Origin of the sequence: Micromonospora sp. NPDC023644 (assembly GCF_040640115.1) — a bacterium.
GTDB lineage: Bacteria > Actinomycetota > Actinomycetes > Mycobacteriales > Micromonosporaceae > Micromonospora.
In genome coordinates this window covers 1-15,938 of the sequence record NZ_JBFABA010000044.1, presented here as the reverse complement: position 1 = coordinate 15,938, position 15,938 = coordinate 1, and the positions used below count along the sequence as shown (strand labels likewise).

At 75.4% G+C, this 15,938-nt stretch carries 12 protein-coding genes; 1 reads left to right on the top strand and 11 read right to left on the bottom strand.

Features of this window, described 5'->3' with window-relative positions; translation table 11 throughout:
- Positions 1-3 precede the first annotated feature (3 nt).
- The 10 genes from AB0G08_RS23980 to AB0G08_RS23935 form a co-directional block, all read right to left on the bottom strand.
- A complete protein-coding gene (locus tag AB0G08_RS23980; protein WP_358091661.1) occupies positions 4-939 on the bottom strand; it encodes a sporulation protein in 936 nt (311 codons plus the stop codon).
- Between the two features lie 202 nt (positions 940-1,141).
- Positions 1,142-2,206, bottom strand: coding sequence for a hemolysin family protein (locus AB0G08_RS23975; RefSeq protein WP_358091659.1), 1,065 nt, complete (start codon positions 2,204-2,206; stop codon positions 1,142-1,144).
- Positions 2,203-3,552, bottom strand: a complete 1,350-nt coding sequence (locus tag AB0G08_RS23970; RefSeq protein ID WP_357880035.1) for a hemolysin family protein — start codon at positions 3,550-3,552, stop codon at positions 2,203-2,205. The genes AB0G08_RS23975 and AB0G08_RS23970 overlap by 4 nt, the downstream gene beginning before the upstream one ends.
- 260 nt (positions 3,553-3,812) lie before the next feature.
- Complete coding sequence (mnhG, locus tag AB0G08_RS23965) at positions 3,813-4,145, bottom strand: monovalent cation/H(+) antiporter subunit G (RefSeq protein ID WP_358091657.1); 333 nt, start codon at positions 4,143-4,145, stop codon at positions 3,813-3,815.
- Positions 4,145-4,414: a monovalent cation/H+ antiporter complex subunit F gene (locus AB0G08_RS23960; protein WP_358091655.1), complete on the bottom strand. Its 270-nt coding sequence runs from the start codon at positions 4,412-4,414 to the stop codon at positions 4,145-4,147. Before AB0G08_RS23960 ends, mnhG begins: the two co-directional genes overlap by 1 nt.
- Positions 4,415-4,417: 3 nt before the next feature.
- A complete protein-coding gene (locus tag AB0G08_RS23955; protein WP_358091653.1) occupies positions 4,418-4,993 on the bottom strand; it encodes a Na+/H+ antiporter subunit E in 576 nt (191 codons plus the stop codon).
- Complete coding sequence (locus tag AB0G08_RS23950) at positions 4,990-6,495, bottom strand: Na+/H+ antiporter subunit D (RefSeq protein WP_358091651.1); 1,506 nt, start codon at positions 6,493-6,495, stop codon at positions 4,990-4,992. The genes AB0G08_RS23955 and AB0G08_RS23950 overlap by 4 nt, the downstream gene beginning before the upstream one ends.
- 25 nt (positions 6,496-6,520) lie before the next feature.
- A complete protein-coding gene (locus AB0G08_RS23945) occupies positions 6,521-6,970 on the bottom strand; it encodes a Na(+)/H(+) antiporter subunit C (protein WP_358091711.1) in 450 nt (149 codons plus the stop codon).
- A 26-nt stretch (positions 6,971-6,996) separates the two neighbouring features.
- The gene (locus tag AB0G08_RS23940; protein ID WP_358091649.1) at positions 6,997-9,831 is read right to left on the bottom strand and encodes a Na+/H+ antiporter subunit A; all 2,835 of its coding nucleotides are present in this window, start codon (positions 9,829-9,831) and stop codon (positions 6,997-6,999) included.
- Between the two features lie 297 nt (positions 9,832-10,128).
- Entirely contained in the window at positions 10,129-10,554 is a 426-nt protein-coding gene (locus AB0G08_RS23935; RefSeq protein ID WP_358091647.1) for a hypothetical protein, read from the bottom strand.
- 179 nt (positions 10,555-10,733) lie between these two features.
- Between AB0G08_RS23935 and AB0G08_RS23930 the strand changes: the two genes are divergently transcribed.
- Positions 10,734-15,413, top strand: coding sequence for a DEAD/DEAH box helicase (locus tag AB0G08_RS23930; protein WP_358091709.1), 4,680 nt, complete (start codon positions 10,734-10,736; stop codon positions 15,411-15,413).
- 100 nt (positions 15,414-15,513) lie between these two features.
- Here the strand turns inward: AB0G08_RS23930 and AB0G08_RS23925 are convergent.
- On the bottom strand, positions 15,514-15,938 hold a 425-nt coding region (locus AB0G08_RS23925), incomplete at its 5' end, for a hypothetical protein (RefSeq protein WP_358091645.1).

Below are 15,938 nucleotides of genomic sequence, written 5' to 3'. Positions count from 1 at the left end.
GGGTCAGGTGCCGTCGCCGCCGCCGGAGCCGCCGGAGCCGCCGATGCCGGCTCCGCCGGCGGTGCCGCCCAGCCCGAAGCCCGGGTGGATCGGCTCGTCCGGCGGGCGGCTGACGTGCGCCGACCCGGAGAGGGTCGCGGACCAGTCGGCGTGCGCCGCGGCGGCGGCGTGCCGGTTGATCGCCGCACGCAGCCAGGCGTCCACGATCGCGACCCAGTCCCGCTGGTCGGCGCCGGTGTGCCAGACCCGGAACCGGCTGATGCTCTGGTGGGTGATCCCGGCCAGGGCCAGCCGCCGGTCCATCCAGAGGATCACCTCCAGGCCGGCCGGGTCGGCGATGAAGATCAGCTCCAGCTCGGTGATCGGCCCGGCGTAGAGCGGCGCCACCCAGTAGCCCAGCCGCTGGTGCAGCGGCAGGGTCTGCGCCACCCCGGGCAGCCGCCCGTCGACCAGGCCGGCCTGGCGCATGCTGAAGCCGAGCGTGTCGAGCGCCGCCAGGACGTGCGCCTGGGTCGGCAGCGGATGCACGAAGACCGGCACCATGGCGCCCTGGTCGAGCCGGGGCTCGACGGCCACCTCCGTACGCAGTCCCATCCGCAGGCTGAGCAGGGGTACTCCGCCGAACACGGTCACCGGGGTCTCCCACGGCAGCGGGAACTCGAACGGGATCGACCGGCCCCGCCCGGCCCGCAGCACGAAACCGTCGGCCACCGTCGCCTGGTGGAACTGCACCAGGCGACGGGGCGCGTCCGGATCGTCCGGCTCGGCCGTGGTGACCAGGCCGAGCCGGACGTGCAGGACGGGTACGTCGGTGGAGCCGGCGATGACGGTGACCCGCCCCGGCAGGCGCAACCCGGGGCGGGTGCTCGGGTTGGCCAGGGCCGTCCGCACCGACAGGCCGGTCCAGCCGGACTCGGGTGACACTCCCGTCAACCGCACGGCACTCCCCCGTCCGCCACCGGGCCGGGCCCGCTCAGCCGCCCGCGAGCCCCGCCGGCCGGGACCGCGGCGACCGCCGCGGACCTCGCACGCGGGGCCACCCCCACGGTCGCGGACCTCCCGCGGGAGGGGCACCCTCCATGGTCGCGGACCTCGCGCGTGGCCGCCCCGACTTCCGCGAAGAGCGGCCACCTATCCGATTTCATCTCATACGTCGCCCGCGCGGCACCGGGTCGGTCTCGTCGTCGAACTCGCCGATGACCTCCTCCAGCAGGTCCTCCAGCGCGACGAACCCGATCGGCCGGGTCGGCCCGCCGCCGTTGCGCACCAGCGCGAGCTGGGACTGCCGGGCCCGCATCTCCGCCACGGCCTCGGAGACCGAGGCCGAGGCCGGCAGGGTGAGGGCGTTGGTCATCAGGTCGGCGGCGGTGACCGTGCGGCCCCGGGTGGTGGCGCGCACCGCCTCCCGGACGTGGACCAGGCCGCAGACGTCGCCGTGGGCGTCCAGCACCGCCAGCCGCGACCGGCCGCTGTCCCGGCTGACCTGCTCGATCCGGTCGGCCCCGTCGTCGCGGCGCACCGTCACCATCTGGTGGAACGGCTCCATCACCTGGGCCACCGTGGTGCCCTGCAACTCCAGCATGCTGGTCAGCATCTGGTGCTGCTCGGCGCCGAGCAGGCCGTGCTCGCGGGACTGCTCCAGCAGCATGCGCAGCTCGTCCGGGCCGTGCACCTGGGCGAGCTGGTCCTGCGGGTTGACCTTGACCAGCCGCAGCATCGCGTTGGCCAGCGCGTTCATCACCGACAGCACCGGCCGGGCGACCCGCGCGAAGGCGCGGAACGGCAACGCCAGCAGCACCGCCGAGCGCTCCGCGTCGGTGATCGCCCAGGACTTCGGCGCCATCTCCCCGACCACCAGGTGCAGGAACGTGACGACGCTGAGCGCGAAGACCAGCGCGACCACGTGGCTCGCGGCGTCCGGCAGCCCGACCGCGTGCAGCAGCGGGCTCAGCAGGTGCTCGATCGCCGGTTCGGCGAGCGCGCCCAGGCCCAGGGTGCAGAGGGTGATGCCGAGCTGCGCGCCGGCGAGCATCAGCGACAGCTCGCGTACGCCGTCCAGCGCCGCCCGGGCGGCCCGGCCGCCACCGGCGGCCGCGTGTTCCAGCCGGTAACGCTTGCTGGCCACCAGGGCGAACTCGGCGGCCACGAAGAAGCCGTTCAACGCCAGCAGGATCACCGACGTGAAGAGTGCGATGCCGGGGCTCACGCGGACACCTCCCCCGGCTCGGCGATCCGCAGCCGGACGGAGTCGGCCACGTGCCGGTCGACGGCCAGCACCTCGACCAGGGCGCGCGGCTCGTCCGCGCCGTCCTCGCCGTCGGCCGGCAGGCTGATCTCCAGCCGGTCACCGACCTCGGGGACCCGCCCCAGCTCCCGCATGACCAGGCCGGAGAGCGTGTCGTACTCCGGGGCCTCGGGCAGCGAGATGCCGGTGCTGTCGGCGACCTCGTCGATGCGCCAGCGGGCCGGCACCACCCAGGAGCCGTCCTCCTGCCGGGCCGGGGCCCGCTCCGGCGGGTCGTCCTCGTCCCGGATCGGGCCGACGAGTTCCTCGGCGATGTCCTCCAGCGTGATCACGCCGGCGAAGCCGCCGTACTCGTCGACCACGCAGGCGAGCTGCCGGTGGCCGGAGCGCAGCCGGTCCAGCACCGTCGGCAGCGGCAGCGTCTCCGGCACCAGGAGCGGGGGTCCGGCGACCGCGCTGACCGGGGTGGTCGCGCGCCGCTCCGGGGGTACGCCGAGCACGTCGGCGATGCCGACGACGCCGACCAGGTCGTCGACGCCCTCGGTGCCGCGCACGGGGAAGCGGGACTTGCCGGTGTCCAGCAGCTCGACCACCCGGCTGAGCGGTTCGTGCGCGCGTACGGTGTGCACGTCGACGCGCGGCACCATCGCCTCGCCGGCGGTCAGCTCGCGGAAGTCGAGCCCCCGGTCGAGCAGCGTGGACATCTCGGCGGTCAGGTGCCCCTCCTGGCGGGACTCGGCGATGATCTGCTCCAGGTCCTGCGGGGTGGCGCCGCTGGGCAGCTCCTCGATCGGCTCGATGCCGACGCGGCGGAGCAGCCGGACCGCGGCCCGGTCGAAGAGCTTGATCAGCGGACCGGCGACCTTGAGGTACATCAGGGTGGAGCTGCTCAGGGCCTTCGCGAGGGGCTCGGGCCGGGCGATGGCGAGGTTCTTCGGGGCCAGCTCGCCCAGGACCATCTGCACCACGGTGGCGATGGTCAGGGCCAGGGCGACCGAGAGCGGCAGGCTGACGGCCGTGGAGACGCCGGCCACCCCGAGCAGCTCGGCCAGCCCGGCGCCGAGGAACGGCTCGGCGACGTAACCGACCAGCAGGGCGGTGACGGTGATGCCGAGCTGCGCGCCCGAGAGCATGAACGACAGCCGCCCGGTCACCTCCAGCGCCCGGGCGGCGGCCTTGTCGCCGTCGTCGGCCAGCTGCTTGAGCCGGCCCCGGTCCACGGCGACGTAGCCGAACTCCTGAGCCACGAAGTAACCCGTGGCGACGGTGAGAACGATGATGAGAAGAAGACCAACGACGATCAACACGGGTCGCTCAGGGCTCCCGGGGACGTCGGGGTCGGGGTACGCCGGGCACGACCCGGCTGGCTACTGCTGCCCTCCTGGGCAGAAGAGTCGATCATGCGGCCCATTTTATCGGGATCGGCTGGATATCCGCTGAAGGTGTGCGGAAGGCCCTCCGGCGTCCGGGGCCGCCGGGTCGGCGGAGGGCCTCCGGGGCGTCAGCTCTGGGTGATCCGCACGTCGTCCACGGCCGCTTCCACGAGGCTGGCGCCGCTGGCGGGCGGTCAGCGGTCGGCGAGTTCGTCGGCGTCGAGCAGCGCCGGGTCCACCCGCCCGGTGCGGTACGCGGCCCGGCCGATCATCTGGGCCGCCACCGGGGCAGTGGCCAGCTGGAAGACCCCGACCAGCGCCACCATGCCCAGGTCGGCCGGGGCGCGCAGCCGCAGCGCCAGGCCGAGCAGCAGGAGCAGCACCCCGAGCACCTGCGGCTTGGTCGCGGCGTGCATCCGGTCCAGCGTGCTCGGGAAGCGCAGCACCCCGATCCCGGCGGCGAGGCTCAGCAGGGCGCCGACCACCAGGCAGCCGCCGCCCAGCCAGTCGGCCAGGGTGCCCCACATCAGGCCTCCCCGTCCTCGCGGACGGCGAAGCGGACCAGCGACACCGAGCCGACGAAGCCGAGCATGGACAGCACCACCAGCACCGGCAGCGTGGTGGCGTGGCGGTTCACCGCGGCCTCCGCGCCGACCGCGCCCAGCATGGTGGCCAGCAGCATGTCGGCCGCGACCACCCGATCGATCAGCGACGGCCCCCGGTAGAGCCGGATCAGGGCCAGCAGCGCGGTCACCGAGAACAGGGCGGTGAGGGTGACGGCGAGGAACGTGGTCACGGGTCAGGGTCCCCTCTCGACGGGATCGGCGCTCACCCGGCGGACCTCGGCGACGGAGCCGACCGCGCGGACGAGCCGCCGCTCGACCGCGAGGATCCGCTGCCGGCTGCCGCTGAGGTCCCGCGGGCCGTGGGTGTCGAACACGTGCACGTAGAGGGCTCCGACGTCCCGGTCCACCTCGAGGATCAGCGTGCCCGGCACCAGCGAGATCGCCTCGGCGGTGAGCGCCAGGTTCAGGTCGGTGCGGATCCGCAGGCGGACCGCAATGATGGCGCTCCGGGGCTGGTAGCCGGGCTGCACCGCGACCCGGGCGACGTGCGCGCTGGCGCTGACCAGCTCGCCGACGAAGCGCAGCGCGAAGACCAGCAGCGGCCCGGGGCGCAGCCGGCCGCCGAAGCTCACCGGCGGCAGCGGGAAGAACAGCAGCACGGCGCCGGCCACCAGCGCCCCGCCCGTTAGGTTGCCCCAGGAGAAGTCCCCCCAGAGCAGGCTCCAGACCAGCACCAGCCAGCCGAAGGCGATCAACTGGTCGCGCCGCCGCCCCCGCCCGCGCGGCGGCGCCTGCGGGGCCGGGGTCACGGGGCACCGGCCGGCAGCACGGAACGGATGTACGGGGTGCGCTCGCGCAGGTCGGCCGCCGCGTCGGCGGTGACGTCGAACAGCGGCCCGGCGACGACGGTCAGCGCCAGCCCCAGCCCGACCAGCGCGATCGTCGCGCCGACCATCAGCGCGGGCAGGCGGACGACCGGCTCGGTGGCGGCGAGCTGGGGAGCGCGCCAGAAGGCGATGTTCCACACCCGCGAGGCCACGTAGAGGGTGAGCAGGCTCGTCACCGTCCCCGCCGCGACCAGCACGCCGGGCAGCGGCTCGCCGGCCGCGACGCCGGCCTGGAGCAGGCCGAGCTTGCCGAGGAACCCGGAGAAGGGCGGCACGCCGGCGAGGTTCATGGCCGGGACGAAGAAGAGGACGCCGAGCAGCGGGGCCGCCCGGGCCAGCCCGCCGATGCGGCGCAGGTCGGTGCTGCCGGCCCGCTCCTCGACCAGCCCGGCGACCAGGAACAGCGTGGTCTGGATGGTGATGTGGTGCACCACGTAGAAGATCGCGCCGGAGAGCCCGGCCACGGTGCTCAGCCCCACTCCGAAGATCATGTAGCCGATGTGGCTGACCAGGGTGAACGAGAAGAGCCGCTTCATGTCGGACTGGGCCACCGCGCCGAGGATGCCGACCACCATGGTCAGCCCGGCCACCACCATCAGCGGCCCGGCGAGCCGCCCGCCGGGGAAGAGCAGCGTCTCGGTGCGGATGATCGCGTACACGCCGACCTTGGTGAGCAGGCCGGCGAAGACCGCCGTGACGGGGGCCGGCGCCGTCGGGTAGCTGTCCGGCAACCAGGCCGAGAGCGGGAAGACCGCCGCCTTGACCCCGAAGGCGAGCAGCAGCATCAGCTGCAGGGTCAGCCGTACGCCGTCGGGCAGCGCGTCCAGCCGGTGCGCCAGCTGGGCCATGTTCAGGGTGCCGGTGGCCGCGTACACCAGCCCCACCGAGGCGAGGAAGATCATCGAGCTGAGGATGCTGACGACCACGTACGTCGAGCCGGTGCGGATCCGGGTCTCGGTGCCGCCGAGGGTGATCAGCACGAAGCTCGCGGCCAGCAGGATCTCGAAGCCGACGAAGAGGTTGAACAGGTCGCCGGCGAGGAACGCGTTCGTCACGCCGGCGGTCAGCACCAGGTAGGTGGGGTGGTAGATGGTCACCGGGGCGGTCTCGCCGACGTCCCCCTGCCCCTGGCCGACGGAGTAGAGCAGCACGCACAGGGTCACCGCCGAGGAGACCACCAGCATCAGCGCGGCGAGTTGGTCCGCGACCAGCACGATGCCCACCGGCGCCGGCCACCCGCCGACCTGGACCACCACCGGCCCGTGCCGGTACGCCTGCACCAGCAGCACCGCCGCCACCGTCAGCGTGGCCACCAGGCAGCTCACGCTGACGACCCGTTGCAGCCCCGGCCACCGGGCCAGCAGCAGGGTCAGCGCCGCGCCCAGCAGCGGCACCACCACGGGCAGCGGCACGAGCCGGTTCATCGGGCGCCCCGTCCCGCGTACCCGGTCATCCGGGGCCGTCCCCGCGCCGGAACCGGCCCGGCGGCTCCGGGTCGACCTGCTCGGGGTCGGCGTCCGGGCCCTCACCCCCGAAGTCGGCGGCGGCCGGCTCGTTGCGCTCGGCTGCCTGCCTGACCTGCCGGTCCTCGATGTCGTCGGGCACCTCGTCGTCGCCGGTCAGATACCAGCTGCGGTAGCTCACCGCCAGCAGGAACGCGGTCAGCCCGAAGGTGATCACGATGGCGGTGAGGATCATGGCCTGCGGCAGCGCGTCGCTCAACGTGCCGGCGGGCGCCGTGCCGACCAGCGGGGCGCTCCCCGCGCGGCCGCCCAGCAGGATGAGCGCGTTGACCCCGTTGCCGAGCAGGATGACACCGAGCAGGATCCGGGTCAGGCTGCGTTCCAGCAGCAGGGTGACCCCGCAGCCGACCAGCACCCCGGCGGCGACGACCAGCATCAGGGTCGGTCCCGCAGCGCCCGTCCTCACGTCCGCTCCCCCTGCCGGTCGACCCGCAGCCCGCCGCCGGACTCGCCGGCCGCCTCGATGTGCCGGTCCACCTCGGCGCCGAGGCTGCGCAGGATGTCCAGCACCAGCCCGACCACCACCAGGTAGACGCCGACGTCGAAGAAGAGGGACGTGACCAGGTAGAACTCGCCGATCACCGGCAGCCACAGGTCGATCCGGGCGCTCTGGAGCACCGACCCGCCCGCGAACAGGGCGACGGCCCCGGTGCCGATCGAGACGAGGAGGCCGGCGCCGAGCACCGTGCCCGCGCCGACCGGGGCGGCCTCGGCCAGCTCGTAGCGGCCGCCGGCCAGGTAGCGCACGGCCAGCGCCAGGCCCGCCACGAGGCCGCCGGCGAAGCCGCCGCCCGGCGCGTTGTGGCCGGAGAAGAGCAGGAACAGGGAGAAGACCACCACCGTGTGGAAGACCAGCCGGGTCACCACCTCCAGCACGATCGAGCGCTGCCGCTCGTGCAGGGTCGCCCCGCCGCGCAGCCAGACCCGGTGCCCCGGCCGCTGCACCCGGCTCGGCGGCTCCGGGCGGCGGGGGCGGGGTCCGGTCCGGGACCGCTGGAAGACCAGGCTGGCCACGCCGGTCGCGGCCACCACCAGCACCGACAGCTCGCCCATGGTGTCCCAGGCCCGGATGTCGACCAGGGTCACGTTGACCACGTTGCGGCCGTACCCCTGGGTGACGGCGAGGTCGGGGAACGCGTCGGAGATGGTGGGCGCCCGCCGGGCCGAGGCGGCGGTGAGGGCCAGCCCGCCGACCACCACGCCGACGGCCAGCCCGATCGCCCGGCGCACCCACCGCCGGCGTTTCGGGCGGGCCGAGAACCGCTCCGGCAGCCGGCGCAGCACCAGCACGAACACCGCGATGGTGGCGGTCTCGACGAGGAACTGGGTCAGCGCCAGGTCCGGCGCGCCGTAGACCACGAAGAGCATCGCGGTGCCGTAGCCCGTCATGCCGACCAGCAGCATCGCCGTCAGCCGCCGGCGGGCGCCGACCGCGAGCACCGCCGCGACGGTGACGATCGCCACCACCAGGACCTGCAACGGGCTGTCCCAGAGGGCGATCCGGTCCTGCCACGGACGGGTGGCCAGCATCGCCCCGCCGGGCACCACGGTGAGCACGAGCAGGATGACGCCGAGGTACTGCGGCAGCGAGCCGCGCTGGGTGGCGCCGGTGACCTCGATGGCGAGCCGGTCGAAGCGGCGGGTGAACCACTCGTACCCCTGGTTGCCGCTGACCGGGACGTGCAGCCGGGCCAGCACCGGGGCGAGCGGCCCACGCAGCGCGAACAGCGCCGCGCCGCCGGCCACGGCCAGCGCGGAGAGGCCGAGCGCGGGGCTGAGGCCGTGCCACAGCGCCAGGTCCTTGCCGACGACGCCGAACAGCTCGGCGTACGGGCGGAGCATGCCGTCGAGGATCCCGGCGGCCGGGCCGGCGACCAGCCCGACGGCGGCCAGCACGGCCGGCGGGGCGAGCATCGACGCGGGGACCCGCCCGAGGACGGTCGGTTCCACGCCCGGTCGGGTGGCGAACGCGCCCCAGACGAACCGGGCGCTGTAGGCGACGGTGAGCGCGGTGCCGGCCACCAGCACGGCGACGACGGCGGGCCGGTCGGTGAAGGCGGCCAGCACGGCCTCCTTGGCGACGAAGCCGACCAGCGGTGGCAGCCCGGCCATCGACGCGGCGGCGAGCACCGTCACGGTGACGAGCAGCGGGGCCCGGCGCCCCAGCCCGGACAGTTCCCGCAGGTCGCGCGTGCCGGCGCCGTGGTCGATGATGCCGACGACGAGGAAGAGCGGCGCCTTGAACAGGGCGTGGGCCAGCAGCATCGCCACCCCGGCCAGCGCGGTGTCCGGGGTGCCCGCCCCGACCGCCACCGCGATGAGGCCGAGCTGGCTGACGGTGCCGTACGCCAGCAGCAGTTTCAGGTCGGTCTGCCGCAGCGCGGCCCAGCCGCCGGTCAGCATGGTGGCCAGCCCGGCGACCACGACCACCGGCCGCCACGGCCCCGTGCTCGCCAGCGCCGGGGCGAGCAGCCCGATCAGGTAGACGCCCGCCTTCACCATCGCGGCGGCGTGCAGGTACGCGCTCACCGGCGTGGGGGCCGCCATCGCCACCGGCAGCCACGAGCTGAACGGCAGCAGCGCCGACTTGGACAGCGCCCCGGCGAGGATCAGCCCGACCGCCGTGACGAGGTACGCCCCGCCCGGCAGCGGGGCGGCGGCGATCTCCGACCAGCGGTAGGTGCCGGCGCTTTCGCCGAGCATGATGAACCCCACCAGCATCGCCAGCCCGCCGAGCGTGGTCACGGTCAGCGCCTGCGCCGCCGCCCACCGGCTGGAGCGCCGCTCGGCGCTGTGCCCGATCAGCAGGTACGAGAAGATCGTGGTGAGTTCCCAGCAGACGTAGAGCAGTAGCAGGTCGTCGGCGAGGACCAGGCCGAGCATCGCCCCCGCGAAGGCCACCAGCACGGCCGCGAACCGGGCCACGCCGATGGACTCCCGGCCGAAGTAGTGCGCGCTGTAGACCAGCACCAGCGCGCCGACGCCGCCGACGAGCAGGGTCATCAGCCAGGACAGGGTGGTCAGCCGCAGTGCCAGGTCGACGCCGAGCTGACCGATCCACGGGTACGTCTCGACCACCGCGCCGCCGTCGCGGACGGCGGGGGTGCGGGCCAGCGCCCACCCGAACGCGGCCGCCGGCGCCAGCGCCAGCGGATAGCAGGCGCGGGGACCCCACCACCGGACGAGCAGGGGCGCGACGAGCGCCGCCACGAAGTGGAGGATCAGCAGTACGAGCACCCGCGCTCCCGGTCGAGGTGGCTGCGGCGCGCGCCGGAGGTGGGACGGCACCTAGGTGCGATCACACGCCAGTTCGTCGCCCGGCGGGCGGTTTTGCGCGAATTCGTCCCTGTTGCCGGGCGCGGCCGGTCAGCGAACGGCGGCGGAGCCGGCGGTCAGCGAACGGCGCCGGAGGCGGGGCGGTCAGCAGCACGGCGACGGGGCCAGCGGTCAGTGAACGGCGAACGGCGGCGGGGCGTGCGATCAGCGAACGGCGGCGGGCGGGCGGCCTGCCCGACGGCGGCCGCAGGGCGGCGGTCAGCCGACGGCGACGTCGGCGGTGACCGTGGCGGTGGCGGTGGCCGTGGGGGCGACGGGCTCCCGGGCGGGGCGTTCGCGACGGGGCTCCACCAGCAGGTCGGGACGGCCGAGCTGGACCACGACCTTGTTGACCACCCGCTGGGCGGCGGCGAGGGAGCGCACCGGTAGCAGCCGGCCCCGGCTCTCCCGCCGCAGCACGAAGTAGTGCACCGCGGCGCGGACCTGGCCCCGGTCGGCCGCGCTGGCCTGCGCGGTGGAGACGACCAGCTCGCGCAGCGCGGCGGCGAGCCGCTCGGCCAGCTCCAGCTCCGGGCCGGACAGGCCGGTGCGGACGGCGGCGAGGTGACTGTCGACCTTGCGGATGAGCACGTCGGTGCCGGGCTCGAAGCTCCGCTGCTCGACGGCCAATCCGATCCCCTCCACCCCCAGGCTGACGCTCCGGGTGAAGTTACTTTATGTTGTGGGATACAAGCAAGCAGTTAAGTAAGACTTAACGGATTGACCGCGCAAACATCGCGTATGAGCCGGAGCAGGGCACTCCGCCCCTGCCGGAGGCCTGGATGTCGCACCGCCGGGGCAGGATGGATGGCGTGACGGAGGCGATGGCGGGTTTCGGCGCGGCCACCCGGGAGTGGTTCGGCGCCGCCTTCGCCGCGCCCACCGCCGCCCAGACCGGCGCCTGGGGTTCCGTCTCCGCCGGGCGCAACGCGTTGGTGGTGGCCCCCACCGGTTCGGGCAAGACGCTGGCCGCGTTCCTCTGGTCGCTCGACCGGCTGGCCCGCGAGCCGGCCTCGGCCGACCCTCGGCACCGGTGCCGGGTGCTCTACGTCAGCCCCCTCAAGGCGCTCGCGGTCGACGTCGAGCGCAACCTGCGCACCCCGCTCACGGGCATCCGGCAGGCCGCCACCCGCCTCGGCGTCGCCCCACCGGACATCACCGTGGGGATGCGCACCGGCGACACCCCCGCCGACGAGCGGCGGGCCTTCGCCCGCACCCCGCCCGACATCCTCATCACCACACCCGAGTCGCTGTTCCTGCTGCTCACCTCCGCCGCCCGCGACTCCCTGCGCGGCGTCGAGACGGTGATCGTCGACGAGGTGCACGCGGTCGCCGGCACCAAGCGCGGGGCCCACCTCGCGCTCTCCCTGGAACGCCTCGACGAGCTGCTGCCCGCCCCGGCGCAGCGGATCGGCCTCTCCGCCACCGTCCGGCCGGTCGACGCGTGCGCCCGTTTCCTCGGCGGCGCCCGCCCCGTCGACGTGGTCGCGCCACCCACCGCCAAGACGATCGAGGTCAGCGTCCAGGTCCCGGTGGAGGACATGACCCGCCTCGACGAGCAGGAGCCGCCGGAGGACGACCTCGGCGGTCTCGGCGGGCGGCGGGCGTCCATCTGGCCCGCGCTGGAGGAACGCGTCTTCTCCCTGGTCAGGGCGCACCGCTCGACCATCGTCTTCACCAACTCCCGGCGTTCCGCCGAGCGCCTCTGCGCCCGGCTGAACGAGCTGGCCGGGCAGGAGCTGGCCGCCGACGCGCTGGCCGCCCCGCCCGCGCGGCCCGACGGTGCGCTGGCCGCACCACCCGCAGGTCCCGGCGACGCGGGGGCCGAGTTCGCGGGACGCGGCGCCGAGGCCGAGGCCGGGCCCACGCCGGGCGGCGCGGGCGAGTGGGGCGGGCCCGTGGGGCCGGTGCGCGTCGGCCGCCCGCCGGCGGAGCTGATGGCGCAGGCCGGCGCGGCGGCCGGGGCGCCGCCGGTGATCGCCCGCGCCCACCACGGCAGCGTCTCCCGGGAGGAGCGCAAGCACATCGAGGAGGCGCTCAAGTCCGGCCAGCTGCCCGCCGTGGTGGCGACCTCCAGCCTGGAGCTGGGCATCGACATGGGCGCCGTCGACCTGGTGGTGCAGATCGAGGCGCCGCCCAGCGTGGCGGCCGGGCTGCAACGGGTGGGCCGGGCCGGGCACCAGGTCGGCGCGGTCTCCCGCGGGGTGGTCTTCCCCAAGCACCGGGGCGACCTGCTGTCGTGCACGGTGGTGGCCGAGCGGATGGCCGAGGGCGCCATCGAGGAGCTGCACCACCCGCGCAACCCCCTCGACGTGCTGGCCCAGCAGATCGTCGCCATGGTGGCGCTGGAGCCGTGGCGCGTCGGCGACCTGGCCGTGCTGGTGCGCCGGGCGGCGCCCTTCGCCGAGCTGCCCGACTCGGCGCTGCACGCGGTGCTCGACATGCTCTCCGGCCGCTACCCGTCGACCGCGTTCGCCGAGCTGCGGCCCCGGCTGGTCTGGGACCGCGCCACCGACACGCTCACCGGCCGGCCCGGCGCGCAGCGCCTCGCGGTGACCAGCGGTGGCACGATCCCCGACCGGGGCCTCTTCGGCGTCTTCCTCGCGGGGGCGGAGCGGGCCGCCCGGGTCGGCGAGCTGGACGAGGAGATGGTCTACGAGTCCCGCGTCGGCGACGTCTTCCTGCTCGGCTCGTCGTCCTGGCGGATCGAGGAGATCACCCCCGACCGGGTGCTGGTCTCCCCGGCACCGGGGCAGGCGGCGAAGATGCCGTTCTGGAAGGGCGACCAGCTCGGCCGACCCGTCGAGCTGGGCCGGGCCATCGGCGCCCGGGTGCGGGCCCTGCTCAAGCAGGACGACGAGACGGCGGTCGCCGCGCTGCGGGCCGGTGGCCTGGACGACTGGGCCGCCGGCAACCTGATGGCCTACCTGCGCGAACAGCGGGCCGCCACCCGGTCCCTGCCCGACGACCGCACGGTGGTGGTCGAACGGTTCCGCGACGAGCTGGGCGACTGGCGGCTGGCCGTGCACAGCGTGCTCGGCGCCCGGGTCAACGGGCCGTGGGCGCTGGCCATCGGCCGCCGGCTCGCCGAGCGCTACGGCGTGGACGCCCAGGTGATGCCGTCCGACGACGGCATCGTGGTCCGCCTGCCGGACACGGCGGACGAGCCACCCGGCGCCGACGTCGTGGTCTTCGAGCCGGAGGAGATCGCCCAGCTCGTCGAGGAGTCGGTCGGCACGTCCGCGCTCTTCGCGTCCCGGTTCCGCGAGTGCGCCGCCCGGTCGCTGCTGTTGCCCCGGCGCGACCCGCGCCGCCGCCAGCCGCTGTGGCAGCAGCGGCAACGCGCCGCCCAGCTGCTCGACGTCGCCCGCGAGTACGCCGACTTCCCGGTCACCCTGGAGGCCGCCCGGGAGTGTCTCCAGGACGTCTTCGACCAGCCCGCGCTGGCCCAGCTGATGCGCGACCTGGCCGCCCGCAAGGTGCGCCTGGTCGAGGTGGAGACCCCCCAGCCGTCGCCGTTCGCCCGGTCGCTGCTCTTCGGCTACGTCGGTGCCTTCCTCTACGAGGGCGACGCTCCGCTGGCCGAGCGCCGGGCCGCCGCGCTGGCGCTGGACTCGACCCTGCTGGGCGAACTGCTCGGCCGGGTCGACCTGCGGGAGCTGCTCGACCCCGCCGTGCTGGCCGAGACCGAGCGGCAGCTGCGCTGGCTGACCGAGCAGCGCCGCCCGCGCGACGCGGAGGACGTGGTCGAGCTGCTCCGCGTGGTCGGCGACCTCTCCGAGGCGGAGCTGGCCGAGCGGGGCGCCTCCCCCGGGTGGCTGACCGAGCTGGCGGCGGCCCGCCGGGTGCTGCGGGTGCGCGTCGCCGGCGAGGAGCGCTGGGTGGGCATCGAGGACGCGGCCCGGCTGCGCGACGCCCTCGGCGTGGCCCTGCCGGTCGGGGTGGCCGAGGCCTACCTCGCCCTGGTCGCCGATCCGCTCGGCGACCTGGTCGCCCGCTACGCGCGTACGCACGGGCCGTTCGCCGCCGCCACCTGCGCGGCCCGCTTCGGGCTCGGCGTCTTCGTGGTCGAGCAGGCGCTGCGCCGGCTCGCCGCCACCGGTCGGGTCGTCGCCGGCGAGTTCACCCCCGACACGGTCGGCAGCCAGTGGTGCGACGCGGAGGTGCTGCGGCTGCTGCGGCGCCGGTCCCTGGCCGCGCTGCGCCGGGAGATCGAGCCGGTGCCGCCGCGCGCGCTGGCCGCGTTCCTGCCCCGCTGGCAGCAGGTGGGCTCGTCGGCGCGGGGGGTCGAGGCGCTGGCCGCCGCCGTGGAGCAGTTGCAGGGGGCGGCGGTGCCGGCGTCGGCGCTGGAACGGCTGGTGCTGCCCGGCCGGGTCGCCGACTACTCCCCCGCCCAGCTCGACGAGCTCTGTGCCAGCGGCGAGGTGCTCTGGGCCGGCTCCGGGGCGATCTCCGGCGGCGACGGCTGGGTCACCCTGGCGTACGCGGACGTCGCCCCCCTGCTGCTTCCCCCGCCCGACGAGGCGCTCACCCGCACCCCGCTGCACGACGCGGTCCTGGACGCGCTCGGCGACGGGCAGGCGCTGTTCTTCCGGTCGCTCTCCGACCGGGTCGGCTCGACCGACGACGCCGCGCTGACCGCCGTCGTGTGGGACCTGGTGTGGGCCGGTCACCTCACCAACGACACCCTCGCCCCGTTGCGCGCGGCGCTCGGCGGCGGCGGGGCGCACAAGTCCCGGGCCACCGCGCCGCGCACCCGTTACCGGCGCCCCGGGCGGGTGGCCCTGCCGACGCGTGGCGGCCCGCCGACCGTCGCCGGCCGCTGGTCCCGCCTGCCGGACCGCGACACCGACCCGACCCGCCGCGCCGCGGCCCTCGCCGACGTGTTGCTCGAACGGCACGGTGTGGTGACCCGGGGCGCGGTGATGGCCGAGCAGGTGGTCGGCGGCTTCGCCGCGGTCTATCCGGTGCTCTCCGCGCTGGAGGAGCGCGGCGCGGCCCGGCGGGGCTACTTCGTGGAGGGACTGGGCGCGGCGCAGTTCGCCGTGCCGGGCGCGGTGGACCGGATCCGGGCGCTGGCGGACCCCACCGACGGCGGGCGGGGGCGCGGCGGGCCCACCCTGGTGCTCGCCGCGACGGATCCGGCCAACCCGTACGGCGCGGCGTTGCCCTGGCCGGAGCGGGTGGTCGACTCGGGCGACGGGGCCGCCCCGGCGACCGGGCACCGGGCGGGGCGCAAGGCCGGCGCCGTGGTGGTGCTGGTCGCCGGCGACCTGGTGCTCTACGTCGAACGCGGCGGGCGGACGATCCTCTCCTTCACCGACGACACCGACCTGCTGGCGGCGGCCGGCAAGGCGCTCGCCGACGCGGTCCACTCCGGCGCCCTGGGCGCGATGTCGGTGGAGCGGGCCGACGGCGAGGCGGTGCGCTCCTCGCCACTGCGCGACGCCCTCACCGCCGCCGGCTTCCGCGCCACCCCGCGCGGCCTGCGCCTACGCGGCTGAGTCGCACCGGCACGACCGACCCGACCCACCACCGCCAGTCCCCGGGCGGGGCCGCCGACGCGGGCGGGTGCGGTTCAGCGCGGGGATCCGGCCCGGACGGTCAGCGCAGGCTGGTGAGGACCTTCTCGTACCTGGCGCGGTCGGCCGCGGGGGTCTTCGCCTCCAGGTAGTTGAGCACCACCGTGCCCCGCCGGAACGACTGGCCGCCCCACGTCTCGGCGATCTCGCTGGCGCTGGTCTCGTCGGGGAAGACGTAGACCGTGACGGCGTCGGTCGCGACCAGCTCGGAGCAGCCCAGGCCGAGCCCGTCCGGGCCGCAGTCGACCGACCGGTCCCGGGGGTTGGGCACCTTCAGCCCGGCGGCCTTGAACGCGTCCACGACCTGCCGGGCGCCGGGCGTCCCGGTCGGCTTGACCGGGAGCTTCACCGGCGGCGGGCTGGCGGGGCGGCGCTCGGGCGCCCCGCCGGCGCTCGGACCGGCCGGGCCCGCCCCGGTCGGCCGGGCGGCCGGCGGCGTCGCCGTTG